Here is a 21,786-nt window from a genome sequence, read left to right as displayed (position 1 = left end):
AAACATCGGGAATAAGTCAAACCGAGTAACTCATAGCGAGTTGCTCGGTTTTTTTATGTCTGTAGAAAAGGGAATAATGTGAACAGAGAAGGAGAACGTATTAAATAATTGATAACAGTCAATGTGGTGTCGATGTGTAGGCTACAGTATGTGTTAGAAATGAAATAATTAAGGATAAATCATGAAGTTAATTGAAGGGTTGGCGATAATACTTACTGCTTCTTGTTCCGCCTATGCTGTTGCGGATAGCACGCAAAACAATGTAAATACAGAGCAATTCGTGCGTTACCATTATCAAGACAAAAACAGCTACGGAAAGTTGGTTAAAGGCGCTATTTTTCCAATCAATGGTGACATCTTTAGCAAATATTCAATTGAAAAAACCTCGATTCCACTTGAATCAGTTGAACTGTTGCTTCCTACTGAGCCAGAGAAAGTCTTTGCCGTTGGTATGAACTACGTGAGTCATGCTGCTTCTCATCCTGATTTACCGCCTCCTTTATTCTTGAAACTGCCGTCTTCTTTGATTTTATCGGGTGAAACAATTCACGCCCCTTTTGATGCTCAGAATGTGCATTTTGAAGGTGAGCTGGTGGTCGTGATTGGCAAAGAAATTAGTAAAGTCAGTCAAGAAGAAGCAGAAGATGCAATTTTCGGTGTTGCGGTGGGTAATGATATAACGGAAAGAAGTTGGCAGAACAGTGATTTGCAGTGGTTGCGAGCCAAGGCATCGGATGGGTTTGGACCGATTGGTCACACTATTGTGAAAGGCATTGATTATAACAATGTCGAACTTACAACGCGTGTTAACGGTGATATTGTTCAGCAAGAGAACACCTCGTTTATGATCCACAAACCGCGCAAAGTCGTCAGTTATTTGAGCCACTATTTTACCTTAAAACCGGGTGACCTAGTGTTCATGGGTACGCCGGGGAGAACGCATGCATTGTCTGATAAAGATCAAGTGTCGGTCACGATCAAAGGGGTAGGGACTGTCACTAATGAAATACGTTTCTAATTTTGAAACCTGCTTATCGTTTGTCCATGAACAAAAAAGCCTACTCTGCAAGTAGGCTTTGATAGACATCCATGATGCATTGATTAGATAAAGGCTTTTCTTGCTTTGGCTGCTAACCATTCAGAGAAGACGACTGTCACTAAAATCGCAAAGAAAATCACCGTTACTTGAGGCCATGCCAGCATCGCCATCGACTCTTGCAGTTTTAAGCCGATACCGCCAGCGCCCACCAAACCTAAGACGGTAGACTCTCGAATATTGATGTCCCAACGGAACAAGCTCGTGCCGATGAAACTTGGCAGTACTTGCGGAAGAATGCCGTAGTTCAAGACTTGTAGTGGAGATGCCCCCGTCGATTGAATCGCTGACATTTGCGTGACGTTCACTTCTTCAATCGCTTCGTACATCAACTTAGCTACGAAGCCAATCGAGCGTAGCGCAATCGCGATAATACCGGCCAATAACCCCGGGCCGATGATAGCCACCAACAGGAGCGCCCAAATTAGCGAGTTGATTGAACGACTTGCCGCAATGATGAACAGTGCGATAGGCCTGATAAACGTTGTGCTTGGCGTTGTGTTACGTGCGGCTAAGAACGCGACTGGAAATGCCAGTACGATCCCTAACAGTGTGCCAAGTGTTGCGATATTAATGGTGTCCCACAAAGGGCTCCAAAGTGACTCTAAATAGCTCCATCTTGGCGGCCACATACGTGAAGAAATATCAGCAAGTTGGTTGGGTGAATCAGTTACAAAATACCAAATCGTGTCCTTGTTCATGACTTGCCATGCAAAAACCGTCAGGGCAACAAAGCAAAGCCAACCAATCCAAAGCATCAGGCTCTGTTTACTGTCGTAACGCTGCCATTGGGTACGATTCATGGAGCTTGTAGAGGTGTCATTTAGCGTGCTCATTGGTCGTTCCTTACTGCACATGCTTGCGGATGATGGTCGATAGGTATTCACACAACATCACGATCACGATAATAATCAATAGAATAGCGGCCGCTGCGCTATATTCGTAACGGTCCATCGCGGTGTTCAATGTTGCGCCGATACCCCCTGCGCCAACAATGCCAATCACGGCAGACTCACGAAAGTTGATGTCGAGTCGGTACATCGAAAGCCCGATAAAGCGTGGCATAACCTGCGCTTGAATCGCATAGTTCACTTGTTGTAACCAACTCGCGCCAGTTGCGCGCATTGCGGTGAGTGGTGCTGGGTCGATGGCTTCAATTTCATCGGCAAACAATTTCGCGAGAAAGCCGATGGTTGCGAATGTCAGCGTGACAAAACCCGCAAACGTACCAAAGCCAAACAGAGCCACACACAGAATCGCAACGATGATCTCTTGTAAGCTACGAGCGATCGAAATAAACGCACGGCAGAATAGATAAACGGGAGTAGGGGCAAGATTTTTGGCTGCGCCTAATCCGAATGGGATTGAGAGAATGACACCTGCCACGGTTGACGTGAGCGTCATGGTTAAGCTCTCAATCAAACCTTGTGATATGTTGTTCCAACGTCCGCCAAAATCTGGATTCATGAAAGCCAAAATGAACTGCCAACCGCGTTCGCTGCCTTCGTAGATTCGAGCCCAGTTTACGTGTACTGATTGAGTCGCAAGGTATAAATACACCGCGACGATGATGATCAAACTCCAACGCAACCATGAGTTGGATATAAGTGGCGGCTTTGTCCACTGTGTCGGGTATTTCTGATCTAACTTGGGATTTTGTTGAGCTAGCTTTGAATGATGCTGAGCTTGGTTTGGATATGGCTGAGTCATATTGTTGCCTCAGACAAATGAGGGTGAGTGATGATCAGGTCATCTTCCTCTTCTTCTACCTGTTGGCTCCAATCCTCTTTACCGTAGATCTGTGTGAGTACGTCTTCGGTGAGCAAGGTTGGTTTGTCATCAAATACCACACAGCCTGCATTTAGGCCGACAACGCGATCCACAAACTGTTTGGCTAACTGAACATCGTGAATATTGATGATCGCAGGGAGTTGTTGTTCTGAACAAATCTCGCTAATCAATCGCATGATCTGGCGCGCTGTACGTGGGTCCAGCGCGGCCGTTGGTTCATCAATCAACAGTAATTTCGGTTTCTGAGCGAGTGCGCGAGCAATACCTACACGTTGGCGCTGTCCACCTGATAGGGCATCGGCTCTTTTATTGGCGTGCTCTAATAACCCAACGCGGTCGAGTAGCGCATAAGCGGCTTGGATATCCGATTCTGGGAAACGACGAGTAAAGCTTTGCCAGAAGTTTACGTAACCTAAACGCCCTGAAAGCACATTCTCCATGACCGTTAAGCGCTCAATCAATGCGTACTCTTGGAAAATCATCCCAATTTCACGTCGTGAATGTCTCAGTTGTCGCTTAGACAATGTCTCAAGGTTGGTGTTGGAGAAGATAACTTCGCCGCTGGTGGGCTCGGTTAGTCGGTTAATACAGCGAATCAGCGTTGATTTACCCGCACCAGATGGGCCAATCAATCCAACGACTTCGCCGGCATTCACCGACAAGCTAACGTTGGTCAGGGCTTTATCAGAACTGGAGTAGTGCTTGGTAAGCCCTTTAAGGGTAAGAGTAGACATAGAATTCCTATAAGGACGGTGTACTAACAGTTCGCCTGAGGCAGAAATCGGAAGCAAACCGCTGAGAGTGGTGAGTAACTGCAGGCGCGTAAGCCTGCAGTTAGTTTTATCAATGTGTAATTGGCTTTTTAGTTCGGTTGAACTTAGCTACACGTGTAAGACACTTTATTAGCGGTATCGATAGTGCGGATCACTTCCCAGTGCTCTTGGTAAGTGATCGGAACAAATTTCGCTTCACCGTTACGCTCAAATTCTTCTTGAAGCTTGGTGCCTTCCCAGTCGAAAGTGAAGAACGCTTTTTGAATCTTCTCTTGAAGGTCTGGTGTTAGGTTGTGCGCTGTGCCGTAAGCCGTTGTTGGGAAGGTTTGTGACTTATAGATGCTCTTGATTTGACCTTCTTTCACAACTTCACGTGAAAGCATACGGTTCAATACTGAGTTAGCTACGGCTGCTGCGTCGTAATCTTTGTGTGCCACACCCAAAATTGAGTTGTCGTGCGCGCCAGAGAAAGCCGGTTTGAAATCACGCTCAGGTTGAAGCTGGTATTCAGCGTCCAGAATCGCAGAAGGGGCTTTGAAACCAGAGTTTGACGTTTGCGATGTGAATGCTAGGTTTTTGCCTTTTAGGTCTTCAACCTTTTCGATGCCTGAATCTGGGTGCGTGATGATTTCCATTTCGTAACCGAAAGAACCATCTTCAGCCGCCATCATTGTAAATGGAGCAAAGCCAGCACAGTTAACTGCTAGTGGCGTTGAACCAGTGTTGAAACCTGCGATATGTAGACGACCTGAACGCATTGCTTCAATTTGAGCTGCGTTATTTTGAACAGGGAAGAAACGAATCGTTTTTTCCGTTGTTTTTTCAAGGTGGCTCAAAAACTCGCTCCACACATCAGCGTATACTGCTGGATCTTCAACTGGCGTGTAAGCAAAAATTAGCGTGTTTGGATCCACCCATTGTGATTCATCTTGGGGTACATCGGCGACCAAGTTACCAGAGCGGTCTTCGTATCGCGTATCCATCGCTAATGCAGAACCAGAAAAAATTAGCGCAGCAGTAATAGCGCTTTTAAGCGTGAGATTTGTTTTTGTCGGTTTCATTATGTCAGTCCAATTGAGTGATTTGTTGGAAGGAAGTATAGGAATCGAGGATGACAGAACCGATGCTTTTTGATGACGGATTTATGAATGGTGTAACATAATGTTTCTAGCGGAGTAGAATTAGATACTTTCTAAGTGTTTGATTAGGCAACTAAATTAATAGCCTGTGATTCGTTTGGATTTTACTCAATTGGCTGTAGGTTGAAATACTGTTATAGTGATCCTTAAATAATACATAAACATAACATATAAAATAAGTGAACTTATGGTTACCACTTTTAATTCAATTTCGGGCTCGAAGCGCAGCCTGCACGTGCAAGTAGCTCGTGAAATCGCTCGTGGAATCTTGTCTGGCGAACTGCCACAAGGTTCTATTATTCCTGGTGAAATGGCGTTGTGTGAACAGTTTGGTATCAGCCGAACAGCACTTCGTGAAGCAGTTAAACTATTGACCTCTAAAGGTCTGTTAGAGTCCCGCCCGAAAATCGGTACTCGTGTAGTCGACCGCGCATACTGGAACTTCCTTGATCCTCAACTGATTGAATGGATGGACGGTCTAACCGACGTAGACCAATTCTGTTCACAGTTCTTAGGTCTTCGCCGTGCGATTGAACCTGAAGCGTGTGCACTAGCGGCAAAATTTGCGACCGCTGAGCAACGTATCGAGCTTTCAGAGATCTTCCAAAAAATGGTAGAAGTGGATGAAGCTGAAGTGTTTGACCAAGAACGTTGGACAGACATTGATACTCGTTTCCATAGCTTGATCTTCAATGCGACCGGTAACGACTTCTATCTACCGTTCGGTAATATTCTGACTACTATGTTCGTTAACTTCATCGTGCATTCTTCTGAAGAGGGAAGCACATGCATCAATGAACACCGCAGAATCTATGAAGCTATCATGGCCGGTGATTGTGACAAGGCTAGAATTGCTTCTGCTGTTCACTTGCAAGATGCCAACCACCGTTTGGCAACAGCATAATAGAAATGATTTAAAGCGCACCTGAGCCATCTCACTTTGAGATGAACATCCTCACGTTCGGATAAACGACTTTAAAAGGTATGCCTAGTGCATGCCTTTTTTGGTTTTTAGGCCGCGTGTTGCACTATCTGTAGCACTATTTTTGGTCAGTCTTTTCGCTACGTCTGTTAAGCTATTCTTCCACGTTACAACCCGCCTTATTTTTAACGTCTACGTAATAATCCCCAAGCATCGTTCTAAACACATTTTTAGACTGTCCGTATCAGACAAGTAGTTATGCGACAGCCGGGATTTTTCACCTCTAAGTATTCTAAATCTGGGATTAAACAAACAGGGTTCGTGGATTTAATATTTAGATATTTAAATTGAATTCTAATGATATTACCCGCTCGATTTCGTAAAAAACACTGGTTTATTGTGTGATGAATGATGTGGGTTTGGTCACGGATTCTCTTTTATTATTTTTGAGGTCTTTATGTTTATATGTGTTTGGTTGTATTTGTTAATAAGTGTGCAAAGTCTTACTTTTATTTTAAGTTGTTGTTTTTAAGGTTTAATTTATTTTTAGTGTTTGATCTTTTGGGGTTTTACCTAAAACCCTAACAATTTCCTTAATGGATTAGCCATATTCCATCCTATGTCATATATATAATTAACTTAATCAATCAAAATAAGATCACCATCACTTATTTAGATTATTGTACTACAAATAAAGGGTCGAATTTCCTATAGTCCTCGTAACAAATTAAAACGGACAAAGGATACACGATGGAACTCAACACGATTATTGTCGGCATTTATTTCCTATTCTTGATTGCGATAGGTTGGATGTTTAGAACATTTACAAGTACTACTAGTGACTACTTCCGCGGGGGCGGTAACATGTTGTGGTGGATGGTTGGTGCAACCGCCTTTATGACCCAGTTTAGTGCATGGACATTCACCGGTGCAGCAGGTAAAGCGTATAACGATGGTTTCGCTGTAGCGGTCATCTTCGTAGCCAACGCATTTGGTTACTTCATGAACTACGCGTACTTCGCGCCGAAATTCCGTCAACTTCGCGTTGTTACGGTAATCGAAGCGATTCGTATGCGTTTTGGTGCAACCAACGAACAAGTATTCACTTGGTCTTCAATGCCGAACTCAGTGGTATCTGCGGGTGTTTGGTTAAACGCATTGGCAATCATCGCTTCGGGTATCTTCGGTTTCGACATGAACATGACTATCTGGGTGACTGGCCTAGTGGTATTGGCAATGTCGGTAACGGGTGGTTCATGGGCGGTAATCGCATCTGATTTCATGCAGATGGTTATCATCATGGCGGTAACGGTAACTTGTGCGGTTGTAGCGGTTGTTCAAGGTGGCGGTGTTGGTGAGATTGTTAACAACTTCCCAGTACAAGATGGTGGTTCGTTCCTTTGGGGCAACAACATCAACTACCTAAGCATCTTTACGATTTGGGCATTCTTCATCTTCGTTAAGCAGTTCTCAATCACGAACAACATGCTTAACTCATACCGTTACCTAGCAGCAAAAGATTCAAAGAATGCTAAGAAAGCTGCATTGCTTGCTTGTGTGTTGATGTTGTGTGGTGTGTTTATTTGGTTCATGCCTTCTTGGTTCATTGCTGGCCAAGGTGTCGATTTATCAGCGGCTTACCCGAATGCAGGTAAAAAAGCGGGTGACTTTGCTTACCTATACTTCGTACAAGAGTACATGCCAGCAGGTATGGTTGGTCTATTAGTTGCCGCGATGTTTGCAGCGACAATGTCTTCAATGGATTCTGGTCTAAACCGTAACTCAGGTATCTTTGTTAAGAACTTCTACGAAACAATCGTTCGTAAAGGTCAAGCATCAGAGAAAGAGTTAGTAACCGTATCTAAAATTACTTCAGCGGTATTTGGTTTCGCTATTATCCTAATCGCACAGTTCATCAACTCATTAAAAGGTTTGAGCCTGTTTGATACGATGATGTACGTAGGTGCGTTAATCGGCTTCCCAATGACGATTCCTGCATTCCTTGGTTTCTTCATCAAGAAAACTCCGGACTGGGCAGGTTGGGGTACGTTAGTTGTTGGTGGTATCGTATCTTATGTGGTTGGTTTTGTTATCGACGCAGAGATGGTAGCAGCGGCGTTTGGTCTTGATACTCTAACAGGACGTGAATGGTCTGATGTTAAAGTTGCGATTGGTCTGATTGCTCACATCACGCTAACTGGTGGCTTCTTCGTACTATCTACGATGTTCTACAAGCCTCTATCAAAAGAACGTCAAGCGGATGTTGATAAGTTCTTTGGCAACTTAGATACACCATTAGTAGCTGAATCAGCAGAGCAAAAAGTGTTGGATAACAAACAACGTCAAATGCTTGGTAAACTGATTGCGGTAGCGGGTGTTGGTATCATGTTGATGGCTCTTCTTACTAACCCAATGTGGGGACGCCTAGTCTTCATCTTATGTGGTGTGATAGTTGGTGGTGTCGGTGTTCTACTTGTGAAAGCGGTCGATGACGGCGGCAAGCAAGCGAAAGCAGTAACAGAAAGCTAATACATAGAAAACGTTTATAATAGAATGCGACGACTCGAAAGGGCGTCGCATTTTTTATTCTGCGGAACCGGAAAACCGTCAGGTGAAAGATATCTGACCTAAATCACGAAAACTGTACAAAGTGGTTCAATCGAATCGAAATATATTCAATTGTCCTACAATAAGACGTATATTGTTGCTAATTCCTTTCAATCAACTTGAAAAATAAGTGAGTTAGAATGAGCGACCAAAAATCTCTTGATGCAATCAGGAAGATGAAGCTGGAGAATGATACTTCAGCAGGTAATCTTGTAGACCTACTCCCTATCGAAGTACAGACACGTGACTTCGACCTATCATTCCTAGACACCTTGAGCGAAGCACGTCCGCGTCTTCTTGTTCAAGCTGATCAGTTAGAAGAATTCAAAGCGAAAGTGAAAGCTGATGAAGCTCACTGCATGTTTGATGATTTCTACAACAACTCGACAGTTAAGTTCCTTGAGACTGCTCCTTTTGAAGAGCCTCAAGCGTACCCAGCTGAGACGGTAGGTAAAGCTTCTCTATGGCGTCCTTATTGGCGTCAAATGTACGTTGATTGCCAAATGGCACTGAATGCGACACGTAACCTAGCGATTGCTGGTGTTGTGAAAGAAGATGAAGCGCTCATTGCGAAAGCAAAAGCTTGGACTCTAAAACTGTCTACGTACGATCCAGAAGGCGTGACTTCTCGTGGCTATAACGATGAAGCGGCTTTCCGTGTTATCGCTGCTATGGCTTGGGGTTACGACTGGCTACACGGCTACTTCACAGATGAAGAACGTCAGCAAGTTCAAGATGCTTTAATTGAGCGTCTAGACGAAATCATGCACCACCTGAAAGTGACGGTTGACCTATTAAACAACCCGCTAAACAGCCACGGTGTTCGTTCTATCTCTTCTGCTATCATCCCAACGTGTATCGCGCTTTACCACGATCACCCGAAAGCAGGCGAGTACATCGCTTACGCTCTAGAATACTACGCAGTACACTACCCACCATGGGGCGGTGTAGACGGCGGTTGGGCTGAAGGTCCAGACTACTGGAACACACAAACGGCATTCCTAGGCGAAGCATTCGACCTATTGAAAGCATACTGTTGCGTAGACATGTTTAACAAAACATTCTATGAAAACACCGGTGACTTCCCGCTTTATTGTATGCCTGTTCACTCTAAGCGCGCGAGCTTCTGTGACCAGTCTTCAATCGGCGATTTCCCAGGTCTAAAACTGGCTTACAACATCAAGCACTACGCAGGTGTTAACCAGAAGCCTGAGTACGTTTGGTACTACAACCAACTGAAAGGCCGTGATACTGAAGCACACACTAAATTCTACAACTTTGGTTGGTGGGACTTCGGTTACGACGATCTTCGTTTTAACTTCCTTTGGGATGCTCCTGAAGAGAAAGCACCATCGAATGATCCACTGTTGAAAGTATTCCCAATCACGGGTTGGGCTGCATTCCACAACAAGATGACTGAGCGTGATAACCATATTCACATGGTATTCAAATGTTCTCCGTTTGGCTCAATCAGCCACTCTCACGGTGACCAAAACGCATTTACGCTTCACGCATTTGGTGAAACGCTAGCGTCAGTAACAGGTTACTACGGTGGTTTCGGTGTAGACATGCACACTAAGTGGCGTCGTCAAACGTTCTCTAAAAACCTTCCACTGTTTGGCGGTAAAGGTCAGTACGGCGAGAACAAGAACACAGGCTACGAAAACCACCAAGATCGTTTCTGTATCGAAGCGGGCGGCACTATTTCTGACTTCGACACAGAATCTGATGTGAAGATGGTTGAAGGTGATGCAACGGCATCTTACAAGTATTTCGTTCCTGAAATCGAATCTTACAAGCGTAAAGTTTGGTTCGTTCAAGGTAAAGTATTCGTAATGCAAGACAAGGCTACGCTTTCTGAAGAGAAAGACATGACTTGGCTAATGCACACAACTTTCGCAAATGAAGTGGCAGACAAGTCTTTCACTATCCGCGGCGAAGTTGCACACCTAGACGTAAACTTCATCAACGAGTCTGCTGATAACATCACTTCAGTTAAGAACGTTGAAGGCTTCGGCGAAGTTGACCCATACGAGTTCAAAGATCTTGAAATCCACCGTCACGTTGAAGTGGAATTCAAGCCATCGAAAGAGCACAACATCCTGACGCTTCTCGTTCCTAATAAGAACGAAGGCGAGCAAGTTGAAGTGTCTCATAAGCTTGAAGGCAACACGCTACTACTCAATGTTGACGGTGAAATGGTTTCAATCGAACTGTAATCCGCTGAAGTAACAGAAGCTAGATACTAAAAACTCCGAGTGAAAGCTCGGAGTTTTTTTGTTTGTCTAGTTAGTTAGTTAGTTAGTTAGTTAGCTAGTTAAGTTGGATAAGTGGCAAACCGATCAGGTTGAAAGAAAACTTGATTGGCCTGGTGGAAACCACCGTCTTAAGTAACTCAAGCACTGAGCCCAGTCTTACAACGGTTTAGTTAGCGTCACGGCGGTTTAGTCAGTTTTACCGTGAACTACCTTCGTCACTGGCTGAGTAAGGGAGTAGTGAACTATACATAGGTAAAGGCGTAGCTTGTTCTTACTAATCGTATGACATTTAACGTATGTTATTTCATCAATAGACGGTTTTTTAGGTGGCATATAGTTCCTGTAAGTACAAAGCGTGCCCCATATTTTCTCGTAAAGTGAACCCCCGTCACAACTTGCGTCTAACCATCAAATCAATGCCCTAAAACTATTGCGAAACGAGAAAGACGTAGTTATTATAATGAGCATATAATCATACAATACTATATTTGGAGTTTGAACATGACTAAACCTGTAATCGGTTTCATTGGCCTAGGTCTTATGGGCGGCAACATGGTTGAAAACCTGCAAAAGCGCGGCTACCACGTAAACGTAATGGATCTAAGCGCTGAAGCTGTTGCTCGCGTTACAGACCGCGGTAATGCGACTGCATTCACTTCTGCTAAAGAACTCGCTGCGGCAAGTGACATTGTTCAGTTTTGTCTTACAACTTCAGCTGTTGTTGAAAAAATCGTATACGGCGAAGACGGTGTTCTTGCGGGCATCAAAGAAGGCGCAGTACTAGTAGACTTCGGTACTTCTATCCCTGCTTCTACTAAGAAAATCGGCGCAGCTCTTGCTGAAAAAGGCGCGGGCATGATCGACGCACCTCTAGGTCGTACTCCTGCACACGCTAAAGATGGTCTTCTGAACATCATGGCTGCTGGCGACATGGAAACTTTCAACAAAGTTAAACCTGTTCTTGAAGAGCAAGGCGAAAACGTATTCCACCTAGGCGCTCTAGGTTCTGGTCACGTAACTAAGCTTGTAAACAACTTCATGGGCATGACGACTGTTGCAACTATGTCTCAAGCTTTCGCTGTTGCTCAACGCGCTGGTGTTGATGGCCAACAACTGTTTGATATCATGTCTGCAGGTCCATCTAACTCTCCGTTCATGCAATTCTGTAAGTTCTACGCAGTAGACGGCGAAGAGAAGCTAGGTTTCTCTGTTGCTAACGCTAACAAAGACCTTGGTTACTTCCTTGCACTTTGTGAAGAGCTAGGTACTGAGTCTCTAATCGCTCAAGGTACTGCAACAAGCCTACAAGCTGCTGTTGATGCCGGCATGGGTAACAACGATGTACCAGTAATCTTCGACTACTTCGCTAAACTAGAGAAGTAATCGACGTACGACCTCGCTAGGGTATCGCTTGTCTTCTAGGCGGCGATACCTCAGCGAGGTTCGTTTTTATCTGCCATATCCAATCCTTTGTTCCCTGTTTAAAATCTTCTACTTCTACTTCTACTTCAATTCCCTCAGCTACACCTAATCAAAACTCTGTTTAACTCTGCTACTGCCTCAATTCCTGTTTTTTTCTATATCTATATCTATATCTATTCCTATTTCTAACGGCAAATTCAAAGCTTTCTAGCACCCACTCGTTCACTCACTTTTCCTCGCAAGCTTAAACCAGTGCACTTAACTGATTGTTGATGATGGTTTAACACTGCTCGAATGTCTGGTCCGAAAAGAAAGCAAAAAAAAGCCCACACAGCTGGTGACTGTGTGGGCGTATTCGGACTAGCCGTCTGGAAAAACCAATGAACAAGACAAGTAAAATAACGATTAACGAGATCCCCCGACAGTCTCTACATTAAACGTGTTCAATGACCTTAAAGCGCGTTGCTTCAATTACCACTTTGAATTGCACAAAAGCATCCAGAAATAACTTAAGTTATGATTCAAGTACACCATACATTAGGGGTTATTGTATTACAAATAAATCTAAAGGTTGAATGCCTTTAGTGAATGGTTGGTTAGTGAGAATGTGACTTAAGGCTCACTTTCTAGTCAGCGAATCGAAATTGATATCAATAATTTGATTAGAAGTATTATCGGCGAATTTGTTTGATGGTTATTTGAAATTCGATCATTTTTCGTGATTTACTTGCTCTTTCCCAATCGCGTTAAAAGCCAAGACTCATAAATGATACCTATGTCACAGGGTGGTTTTAGCCAGTTTTAATATGTCAATATCGCTCACAGAAAGTTCCATTAATTAAACATACAATATTAATTAAATTGGTAGTTGTGACGATGGATCGGCATGAACAAGTTTCGCTTCCCGTATCTTCGAAAATGTAAAAAATGACCATTTCATTCGGATGAAAATAATAGACATAGGTTGATATGGATGATGAGTTTTATGAATTCAAAATTGTCTCTAGGGTTTAAAGGAAAATTGATTTTAATGGTGGCGATCGTCAGTTCTAGTGCGTTGGCATTTACGAACTGGTTTACGCTTGACTTAGCAGCAGACCAGGTAAACCAAACGATTTATAACGAGATTGACCACTCGCTAACGATAGAAATTAATCAAATAGAAAGTACCGTTCAGCGCACTATCGATACCGTAAACTCTGTCGCACAAGAGTTCATGAAATCCCCATACCAAGTGCCTAATGAAGCGCTTATGCACTACGCAGCCAAGCTCGGTGGCATTGATAAAATCGTAGTTGGTTTTGACGACGGCCGTTCTTACACTTCTCGTCCGTCAGAGTCTTTCCCTAACGGTGTTGGAATCAAAGAAAAGTACAATCCAACCACTCGACCTTGGTATCAACAAGCGAAATTGAAATCAGGCTTATCTTTTAGTGATCTGTTTTTCACTAAGAGTACTCAAGTGCCTATGATTGGTGTGACGTACTCATACCAAGATCGCGTCATCATGGCCGACATACGTTTTGACGATTTGGAAACGCAGCTTGAACAGTTGGACAGCATCTACGAAGCCAAAGGCATTATCATCGACGAGAAGGGCATGGTGGTCGCTTCAACAATCGAAAACGTACTTCCGCAAAGCAATATATCTTCTGCGGATACGCAGATGAAACTCAACAGTGCCATTGAACAGCCTGATCAATTCATTGAGGGTGTGATTGATGGTAACCAGAGAATATTGATGGCCAAGAAAGTGGATATTGGCAACCAGAAAGAGTGGTTCATGATCTCTAGTATTGACCCTGAACTCGCGCTCAATCAGTTGAATGGCGTGATGTCGAGTGCGCGCATCCTTATCGTGGCTTGTGTGTTTGGCTCGGTGATATTGATGATTTTGCTTCTAAATCGTTTTTATCGCCCAATCGTGTCACTGCGCAAAATCGTCCACGACCTATCTCAAGGTAACGGAGACCTGACTCAAAGGCTTGCTGAGAAGGGGAATGATGACTTAGGACATATCGCCAAAGACATCAACTTGTTCATTATCGGCTTACAAGAGATGGTTAAGGATGTGAAATATAAGAACTCGGATCTCGATACCAAGGTACTGAGTATTCGCGAAGGCTGTAAAGAAACCAGCGACGTACTGCAAGTTCATACTGATGAAACGGTTCAAGTGGTCTCTGCGATTAACGGCTTGTCTGAAGCATCGAATGAAGTAGAAAAGAGTTCTCAGTCCGCGGCAGAAGCAGCAAGAGAAGCGGCTGTGTTCAGTGATGAGACTAAACAGATTAACACCGTGACGGAAACCTATATCAGTGATCTTGAGAAGCAAGTCTGCACCACTTCTGATGATATTCGCTCAATGGCCAATGAAACGCAGAGCATCCAGTCTATCGTGTCTGTGATTGGCGGGATTGCGGAACAAACTAATTTGCTGGCATTGAATGCGTCAATTGAAGCGGCGAGAGCGGGTGAACATGGTCGAGGTTTCGCGGTGGTTGCTGATGAAGTCCGTGCGTTAGCCAACCGAACGCAAATCAGTACCTCGGAAATTGATGAAGCGTTATCTGGCTTGCAGTCTAAATCAGATGGTTTGGTTAAATCGATTGAGTTGACCAAAAGTAACTGTGAACTGACTCGCGCTCAAGTGGTTCAAGCTGTAAACATGTTGGCGAAGCTAACCGAGCAGATGGAAACAGTAAGTCGTTTCAACAATGACATTTCGGGTTCATCTGTTGAGCAAAACGCCCTTATTCAGAGCATTGCTAAGAACATGCATAAGATTGAAAGCTTTGTTGAGGAACTTAATAAGCTAAGCCAAGATCAGTTGACTGAATCAGCAGAAATCAAAACACTTAACGGTAGCGTTAGTGAGTTGATGAGCAGCTTTAAGGTTTAATCTTTCTAATATTTATATCTAAAAATCAACATACTAAGTTTAGTTGTTGATCTGAGAGCCACTCATTAACTGTCGAGTTTAGAGTGGCTTTTCTGCGTTGTTCTTGAATCTAATTCTACGCAATATCCGTTCATTTCACTTCATTTGCCGCATCTCACATTCTGATAAATAGATAATTGACATAAAATAGTACAAATATACATTATCACTCTACTCTTATGGATAAGTGAGATAAATGTGAATAAGCCAATCATCATCGTTGCGCTCGCTTCGCTCACATACGGCTGCGGTGGAAGCAGCTCAAGCGATAGCAATGACTCTTCTGATAACACCAGTCCAGGTACTTCTTATGGTGTTGTTGCGCCTTATGATATTGCTAAGTATCAAAACATCCTCTCGAGTTCTGACCTTCAGGTATCGGATCCTAATGGCACAGAGGGTAATAAAACTTCTGAAGTTAAAGGTGGGGATTTCGATGGCTACATCAGTGATTATTTTTACGCGGATGAAGAGACGGAAAACCTAATCTTCAAAATGGCGAACTATAAGATGCGTTCAGAGGTTCGTGAGGGAGAAAACTTCGATATCAATGAAACTGGTGTAAGACGAAGCCTGTATGCGGAAATAAGCTTACCTGATATCGAACATGCAATGGCGAGTTCACCCGCTGATCATGATGAAGTGACGTTGCTACAGATACACAATAAGGGCACTGACGAGAATGGTACGGGTTATATCCCTCATCCGCTATTGCGTGTAGTTTGGGAGCAGGAACGAGATGGCCTCACAGGTCACTACTGGGCGGTCATGAAAAACAATGCCATTGATTGTAGCAGTGCTGCTGACTCTTCGGATTGTTACGCCACTTCATATAATCGCTACGATTTGGGAGAGGCGGATCTCGATAGTTTCACCAAGTTTGATCTTTCTGTTTATGAAAACACCCTTTCGCTCAAAGTGAACGATGAAGTTAAAGTCGACGAAGACATCACCTACTGGCAGCACCTACTGAGTTACTTTAAAGCAGGTATCTATAATCAATTTGAAAATGGTGAAGCTACGGCCCACTTTCAGGCTTTGCGATACACTACAACACAGGTCAACGGCTCAAACGATTGGGATATTAGCGATTGGAAGTTGACGATTCCTGCGAGTAAAGACACTTGGTATGGAAGTGGGGGTGACAGTGCTGCTGAACTAGAACCTGAGCGCTGCGAATCGAGCAAAGGCCTTCTCGCCAATAACAGTGATGTCTACGACAGCGATATTGGTCTTTCTTATTTCAATACCGATGACGGAAGAATGCACTTTCGAGCTGACATGGGATATGGCACTAGTACACAAAACTCTAGCTATATTCGTTCTGAGTTCAGGGAGTTGTATCAAAGCAGTGCTCAACCGGATTGTAGCACCAGCGATGAAGATACAAGTTGGTATTTGGAGGACACTAGAACGAACGCTACCAGTCACGAGCTAACCGCAAGCTTACGAATTGAAGACTACCCGAACATTAATAACCAAGACCCGAAAGTCGTGCTTGGGCAAATACACGGTTGGAAGATCAATCAAGTATTGGTGAAGTTGTTATGGGAAGGAGAGAGTAAGCCAGTAAGAGTGATACTGAACTCCGATTTTGAACGCAACAACCAAGACTGTAACCATTGTGAGCCATTCAGTGTCGAGTTAGGTACTTATTCGGTAAGCGAAGAGTGGCGATATACGATTCGCGCTAACCAAGACGGTGTCTACTTGGCAACCCATGATGCAGATGGAACCAATACTGTTTCTCACTCAATCCTTTGGGGGCAAGATTACACTGATAAGGATGGGGACACGGTGTCGTTAACGTCAGATTGGGTATCGACAGATGTTGCTTTCTATTTCAAAGCGGGCATCTACCCACAATTTAAGCCTGATAGCGACTATGCGGGTGAAGTGTTTGATGTGAGCTTTAGTTCTCTAAGAGTAGAGCATAACTGAGTTCTCAGATGTTTGATTAGCCATGTCGGTAAAGAAGATGACCATATTGACGCCTAACAATGTGGTCTTTTTTTGTTTTTGGACACTTACAGTGATTGTTTGGAAGGACAAATGTTCTGCTCGAATCATTCAAATACACACGATTACAGCTCGCTGATTCTGCCCTTGCTAGCTCATTTCGCATTCTAAACTCTTATATATTGTCTTTTATCAATAGGAAATGTGATCCAGTTAAAGTATGGAAAAATCGGAAAGTGTTCCTAGTCTCATTTATCCAATGAAGTGTTTTATTTGTATTATAAGATTACGTAATATTTTCATGTTATCGCAAATACTGATAGGTGAATCGCCTTATAGCTCGTGTTTGCTGATTTAGCTTTCACTTACGAACGCTGTCTTTGTATTATAATAATGGATTAAATATGAAACAAATTACTCTAAAAACTTTACTCGCTTCTTCTATTCTACTTGCGGTTGGTTGTGCGAGCACGAGCACGCCTACTGCTGATTTTCCAAATAACAAAGAAACTGGTGAAGCGCTTCTGACGCCAGTTGTTGTTACCGCTAGTAGCCATGATGGTAACGGACCTGATCGTCTCGTTGACCAAGACCTAACTACACGTTGGTCATCTGCGGGTGACGGCGAGTGGGCAACGCTAGACTATGGTTCAGTACAAGAGTTTGACGCGGTTCAGGCATCTTTCAGTAAAGGTAATCAGCGCCAATCTAAATTTGATATTCAAGTGAGTGTCGATGGCGAAAGCTGGACAACGGTACTAGAAAACCAACTAAGCTCAGGTAAAGCGATCGGCCTAGAGCGTTTCCAATTCGAGCCAGCAGTGCAAGCACGCTACGTAAGATACGTTGGTCACGGTAATACCAAAAACGGTTGGAACAGTGTAACGGGATTAGCTGCGGTTAACTGTAGCATTAACGCTTGTCCTGCTAGCCATATCATTACTTCAGACGTGGTAGCTGCAGAAGCTGCAATGATCGCTGAAATGAAAGCGGCGGAAAAAGCACGCAAAGATGCGCGCAAAGATCTTCGTTCTGGTAACTTCGGTGTAGCAGCGGTTTACCCTTGTGAGACAACAGTTAAATGTGAAACACGCACTGCGCTACCTCTACCAACGGGCTTACCTGAGACACCTCTAGCAGGTAATGCACCTAGCGAAAACTTTGATATGACTCATTGGTATCTATCTCAGCCTTTCGATCATGATAAAAATGGGAAGCCTGATGATGTTTCTGAGTGGAACCTTGCAAACGGTTACCAACACCCTGAAATCTTCTACACAGCTGACGACGGCGGCCTAGTATTTAAAGCTTACGTGAAAGGTGTACGTACATCTAAAAACACTAAGTACGCGCGTACAGAGCTTCGTGAAATGATGCGTCGTGGTGATCAGTCTATTAGCACTAAGGGTGTTAACAAGAACAACTGGGTATTTTCAAGCGCGCCTGAATCAGATTTAGAAGCGGCAGCGGGTATTGATGGTGTTCTAGAAGCTACCTTGAAAATCGATCACGCAACAACGACAGGTAATGCGAACGAAGTAGGCCGCTTTATCATTGGCCAGATTCATGATCAAAACGATGAGCCAATTCGTTTGTACTACCGTAAACTGCCAAACCAAGCAACGGGTGCGGTTTACTTCGCACACGAAAGCCAAGACGCGACAAAAGAGGACTTCTACCCTCTAGTTGGTGGCATGACTGCTGAAGTTGGTGAAGATGGTATCGCGCTTGGCGAAGTGTTCAGCTACCGCATCGCAGTTAAGGGTAACACGATGACTGTCACTCTAATGCGTGAAGGCAAAGACGACGTAGTGCAAGTGGTTGATATGAGCGAAAGCGGCTACGACGCAGGTGGTAAGTACATGTACTTCAAAGCGGGTGTTTACAACCAAAACATCAGCGGCGACCTAGACGATTACTCACAAGCGACTTTCTACCAACTAGATGTATCGCACGATCAATACAAAAAGTAATCTAACCCTATAAACCAAAGCCTCCAACTCCCAGAGTTCGGAGGCTTTTTTGTGTCTGTTGTTTGGGCTTAAGCGTATGATTTAATTGAGTAGGAGAGGGGTAGTTATCAGTTGCACAGAGTTTAAGACATTATCATTAAGCTCATTCAGTATTAACTTTAGTCATTATCAGTTTCAGTCACTATTAACCCCCCAAGCGCCGATCACCATTAACCTCGCTCATGATTAATCTCGGTTACCAGTAGGCCAACTTGTCGGGGATTTAAACCCAAATAATGTCGTTATGTTTATCGGAATCACCATAGCTCGAAAACTTTGACTTTGTTCTCAAAGTATTTACCAATGCGACGTCTATACACGAACGTCGCATTGTGTGTGGTCTACTAATAAGCGTTAGCTCGGCTGACTACTCCCGTACTGTTCTTGGAACCGTCACGCTTGGATTGTTGAGCGAGGCTCCTAACAACAGCCATAAGTAGTGCTTTAACTCTTTCATAAATAGGAGGGTAGGGTTAGCCATTACTCTATTAGCTCTTATGCTTTATGAAATACATAGGTAGGTTCAAGTCGATGATCTAACGACTCTAACAGCTCAAGGGTATGCGGTTTAGCGTTAGTTGCTTGCAGGCCTTAAATGGTCTGTGACACTAAATAATAATTTGTGGGTTGAGTATAGAGCTGAGGGTTTTGGTCTATCTATGATAGATACAGGGCTTTGATAGGGCTAAATAAGTAAGAATGCAGGGACCATTCCTTACTAGCAGCATCGGTCCATATTCAACGCTGAAGTAAAGTTCCGCTGAGTCAGAGAGCTTAACTGAATCGCCAATCTGATTTCTATTTTTGAGCTAGGAGTAAAAAATCCCTATCAACATATTTGATAGGGATTATTTTATCTAGCAATCGAGCCTGGCTTTTCTAGTGAGAGCTAGAACAAGTCTGAATCTAGGTTGTCAAAGTAGGTGTATGTCCCTTTTGAACCATTGTCACCAGTATATAGTGCAATAGCGGTCGGGAAACCACCTGCATTTTCAGCCTTTAAGCTAGAATAATCTGTGCCATCAATATTTACTGTAACATCGTCATTCACCCATTTGACGGTCACATCTACCCATGTGTCTTTTGAGTATGAAGCAAGGTCAACTTGGCTGCCTGTTTCGTCGCGGAATTTAATCATACTAGATGTAAATACAACTTCAGTGAAGCGACCACTAGATGATGCGTCGTTATTAGAACCTAAGAAAATGTATGATGCTTTTACATAGCCATCGCTAGGGATGTATACAGATGTAGAAACAGAGCCAGTTTCTGCTGCGCCATTAGCAAAGTCACGGCCAACGATAGGTTTGTTATTCTCAGTGGTTGAGTCCGCACCATCTTCAATGCGTAAAGAATTAGAGCCCGACTTGGCAAAGTCACTACTGATTACTGCTGTATTTAAAACCCCATCAACACCTTTTGTCTTGTATGCAGTGTTAGCCACATCGATCTGCGTATCTACAGTATAAGAATCGAAGTTGTCTGTCACTTCTCCCGGCTCAGGGTCTGGTTCAGTGCTGTCACCGTCAACAATAACAGTTGCTTCAGCTGTGGCGCTGTTATAAGGGTTACCTGATAAAGAGTGACCATTAGGGTACCCATTAAAATCATCTTCAAATACTAACTCGTCAGTAGTCGTGTCGTTTGAGTAAACTTTAAAGTTATCCGCGATCATTTCGTAATGCGTTGTATTTGAAGTATCACCAAGCTTTAATGATATGACAGTAACTGCAGCTTTATCAAAAGATTCAAAACCGTTTCCATCATTGTCATATACGTTGTCATTTACCTTGAAACTGTAATAACCGTCAGCCCAACTGATTTCAACAGCTAGGTCTTCGCCCAAAGTGTAAGTACCAACAGGCTCATCAGAAATTTGAGGTTTACCATCTTCAACCACCGTAGAACGGTAGAAAATTTCCCCAGCGTTGAAAATGACTTCACCGTGCAGGTTGATATTAGATGTACCTGAAGCAAAGAGGCTAATGTATGCGTTATTACCTGAGGTATTTTCTTCTTGTGTCGTATCTTCGTCCACTTGGTAGATTAGATCTACAGTCATTTTCCCTGATGCAATAGTATCTACAGTTGCATCTGTACTACTGTCAGATAATTTTAAACGTAACTCTCCTGAGTCAGTTTTACTACCATTATGGTTTGTATCTAAAATTTGAACGTAGCCGTCAATACCAACTAGGTCATTGGCGTCAGTGATAGCATCTTGCACGCCTTCGACCTCAGTTTGATCTGAACCTGAGTAATTGATTCCTGAAGAACTATCAGTAACTATCAGAGCGCCCGAATCATCTAGGGTGAAAACACCATCCAAAATTTCAAGAGTGGATGATCCTGTTTCATAGTAAGTAAAAGAAACGGTACCTGCTTCTTCGTCATAATTATTTGTAGATGCACTTGCATCTTTAATTGTGTATGTGCCTAAGTTGTCATCGTCGTCATAGTATTTATGGTTGCCGTCTTCTTGGAAAACATACACATTTGGAAGGTCTGCGTTTGATGACGCAGATATTGAACTAGAATTACTATCACTAATTTGCCAGTAACCCGCAGTTAAAGTAGGAGTACTAGGATCGGGAGTAGGTTCAGTTGGGATGGGTAAACCATCACTGTTACAACCGAATAATAAACCTGTCGAAAGAGCGACAGCTGTAGCGACTTTAGAAATCTGCATAAAATATTCTCTTTATGATATTAAATCCATATGTAAATCACATAAGAAATAGATAATGAATAGTCGTTAAATATTATTAGGATGAAGCTAATTCTGATTAGAACATCCTATTATTTAAAATAAAGTAATTAAAATATGCCCAAATAAATTACAAGAGGAGAGGGCCATTTTATAGTT

At 43.3% G+C, this 21,786-nt stretch carries 13 protein-coding genes; 8 read left to right on the top strand and 5 right to left on the bottom strand.

The window, feature by feature from the left end; genetic code table 11:
• Nucleotides 1-181 precede the first annotated feature (181 nt).
• The gene (locus L3V33_RS18290) at nt 182-1,018 is read left to right on the top strand and encodes a fumarylacetoacetate hydrolase family protein (RefSeq protein WP_237290993.1); all 837 of its coding nucleotides are present in this window, start codon (nt 182-184) and stop codon (nt 1,016-1,018) included.
• A gap of 83 nt (nt 1,019-1,101) precedes the next feature.
• Here the strand turns inward: L3V33_RS18290 and phnE (L3V33_RS18285) are convergent, their stop codons facing one another.
• The 4 genes from phnE (L3V33_RS18285) to phnD all read right to left on the bottom strand — a co-directional run bounded on the left by phnE (L3V33_RS18285) (nt 1,102) and on the right by phnD (nt 4,721).
• The gene (gene phnE / locus L3V33_RS18285) at nt 1,102-1,932 is read right to left on the bottom strand and encodes a phosphonate ABC transporter, permease protein PhnE (RefSeq protein ID WP_237290992.1); all 831 of its coding nucleotides are present in this window, start codon (nt 1,930-1,932) and stop codon (nt 1,102-1,104) included.
• A 10-nt stretch (nt 1,933-1,942) separates the two neighbouring features.
• Entirely contained in the window at nt 1,943-2,806 is an 864-nt protein-coding gene (gene phnE / locus L3V33_RS18280) for a phosphonate ABC transporter, permease protein PhnE (protein ID WP_237290991.1), read from the bottom strand.
• Complete coding sequence (gene phnC, locus L3V33_RS18275; RefSeq protein ID WP_237290990.1) at nt 2,803-3,621, bottom strand: phosphonate ABC transporter ATP-binding protein; 819 nt, start codon at nt 3,619-3,621, stop codon at nt 2,803-2,805. The genes phnE (L3V33_RS18280) and phnC overlap by 4 nt, the downstream gene beginning before the upstream one ends.
• Nucleotides 3,622-3,764: 143 nt before the next feature.
• Nucleotides 3,765-4,721 carry a phosphate/phosphite/phosphonate ABC transporter substrate-binding protein gene (gene phnD, locus L3V33_RS18270; protein ID WP_237290989.1) on the bottom strand — a complete coding sequence of 319 codons (957 nt, stop codon included), beginning with the start codon at nt 4,719-4,721 and terminating at the stop codon, nt 3,765-3,767.
• A gap of 265 nt (nt 4,722-4,986) precedes the next feature.
• On the opposite strand from phnD, the gene L3V33_RS18265 reads away from it, so the two are divergent.
• The 7 genes from L3V33_RS18265 (at nt 4,987) to L3V33_RS18235 (ending at nt 18,881) form a co-directional block, all read left to right on the top strand.
• Nucleotides 4,987-5,703 carry a FadR/GntR family transcriptional regulator gene (locus tag L3V33_RS18265; protein ID WP_017110878.1) on the top strand — a complete coding sequence of 239 codons (717 nt, stop codon included), beginning with the start codon at nt 4,987-4,989 and terminating at the stop codon, nt 5,701-5,703.
• A 768-nt stretch (nt 5,704-6,471) separates the two neighbouring features.
• The gene (locus L3V33_RS18260; RefSeq protein WP_017076740.1) at nt 6,472-8,250 is read left to right on the top strand and encodes a transporter; all 1,779 of its coding nucleotides are present in this window, start codon (nt 6,472-6,474) and stop codon (nt 8,248-8,250) included.
• Between the two features lie 218 nt (nt 8,251-8,468).
• Complete coding sequence (locus tag L3V33_RS18255; RefSeq protein ID WP_237290988.1) at nt 8,469-10,547, top strand: DUF4962 domain-containing protein; 2,079 nt, start codon at nt 8,469-8,471, stop codon at nt 10,545-10,547.
• Between the two features lie 540 nt (nt 10,548-11,087).
• Nucleotides 11,088-11,969: an NAD(P)-dependent oxidoreductase gene (locus L3V33_RS18250; RefSeq protein ID WP_004733521.1), complete on the top strand. Its 882-nt coding sequence runs from the start codon at nt 11,088-11,090 to the stop codon at nt 11,967-11,969.
• A 1,069-nt stretch (nt 11,970-13,038) separates the two neighbouring features.
• Nucleotides 13,039-14,910 (top strand): methyl-accepting chemotaxis protein, encoded by a 1,872-nt coding sequence (locus L3V33_RS18245; protein WP_237291007.1) that lies wholly within the window; start codon nt 13,039-13,041, stop codon nt 14,908-14,910.
• 237 nt (nt 14,911-15,147) lie between these two features.
• On the top strand, nt 15,148-16,890 hold the full coding sequence (locus tag L3V33_RS18240) for a polysaccharide lyase family 7 protein (protein WP_237290987.1): 1,743 nt from the start codon (nt 15,148-15,150) through the stop codon (nt 16,888-16,890).
• 422 nt (nt 16,891-17,312) lie between these two features.
• Nucleotides 17,313-18,881, top strand: coding sequence for a polysaccharide lyase family 7 protein (locus L3V33_RS18235; protein WP_237290986.1), 1,569 nt, complete (start codon nt 17,313-17,315; stop codon nt 18,879-18,881).
• A gap of 928 nt (nt 18,882-19,809) precedes the next feature.
• Here the strand turns inward: L3V33_RS18235 and L3V33_RS18230 are convergent.
• Entirely contained in the window at nt 19,810-21,609 is a 1,800-nt protein-coding gene (locus L3V33_RS18230; protein ID WP_237290985.1) for a hypothetical protein, read from the bottom strand.
• Nucleotides 21,610-21,786 lie beyond the last annotated feature (177 nt).

The sequence above is a fragment of the Vibrio sp. A2-1 genome, assembly GCF_021728355.1.
Taxonomy (GTDB): domain Bacteria; phylum Pseudomonadota; class Gammaproteobacteria; order Enterobacterales; family Vibrionaceae; genus Vibrio; species Vibrio splendidus_K.
This window is presented reverse-complemented; position numbering and strand designations above follow the sequence as displayed.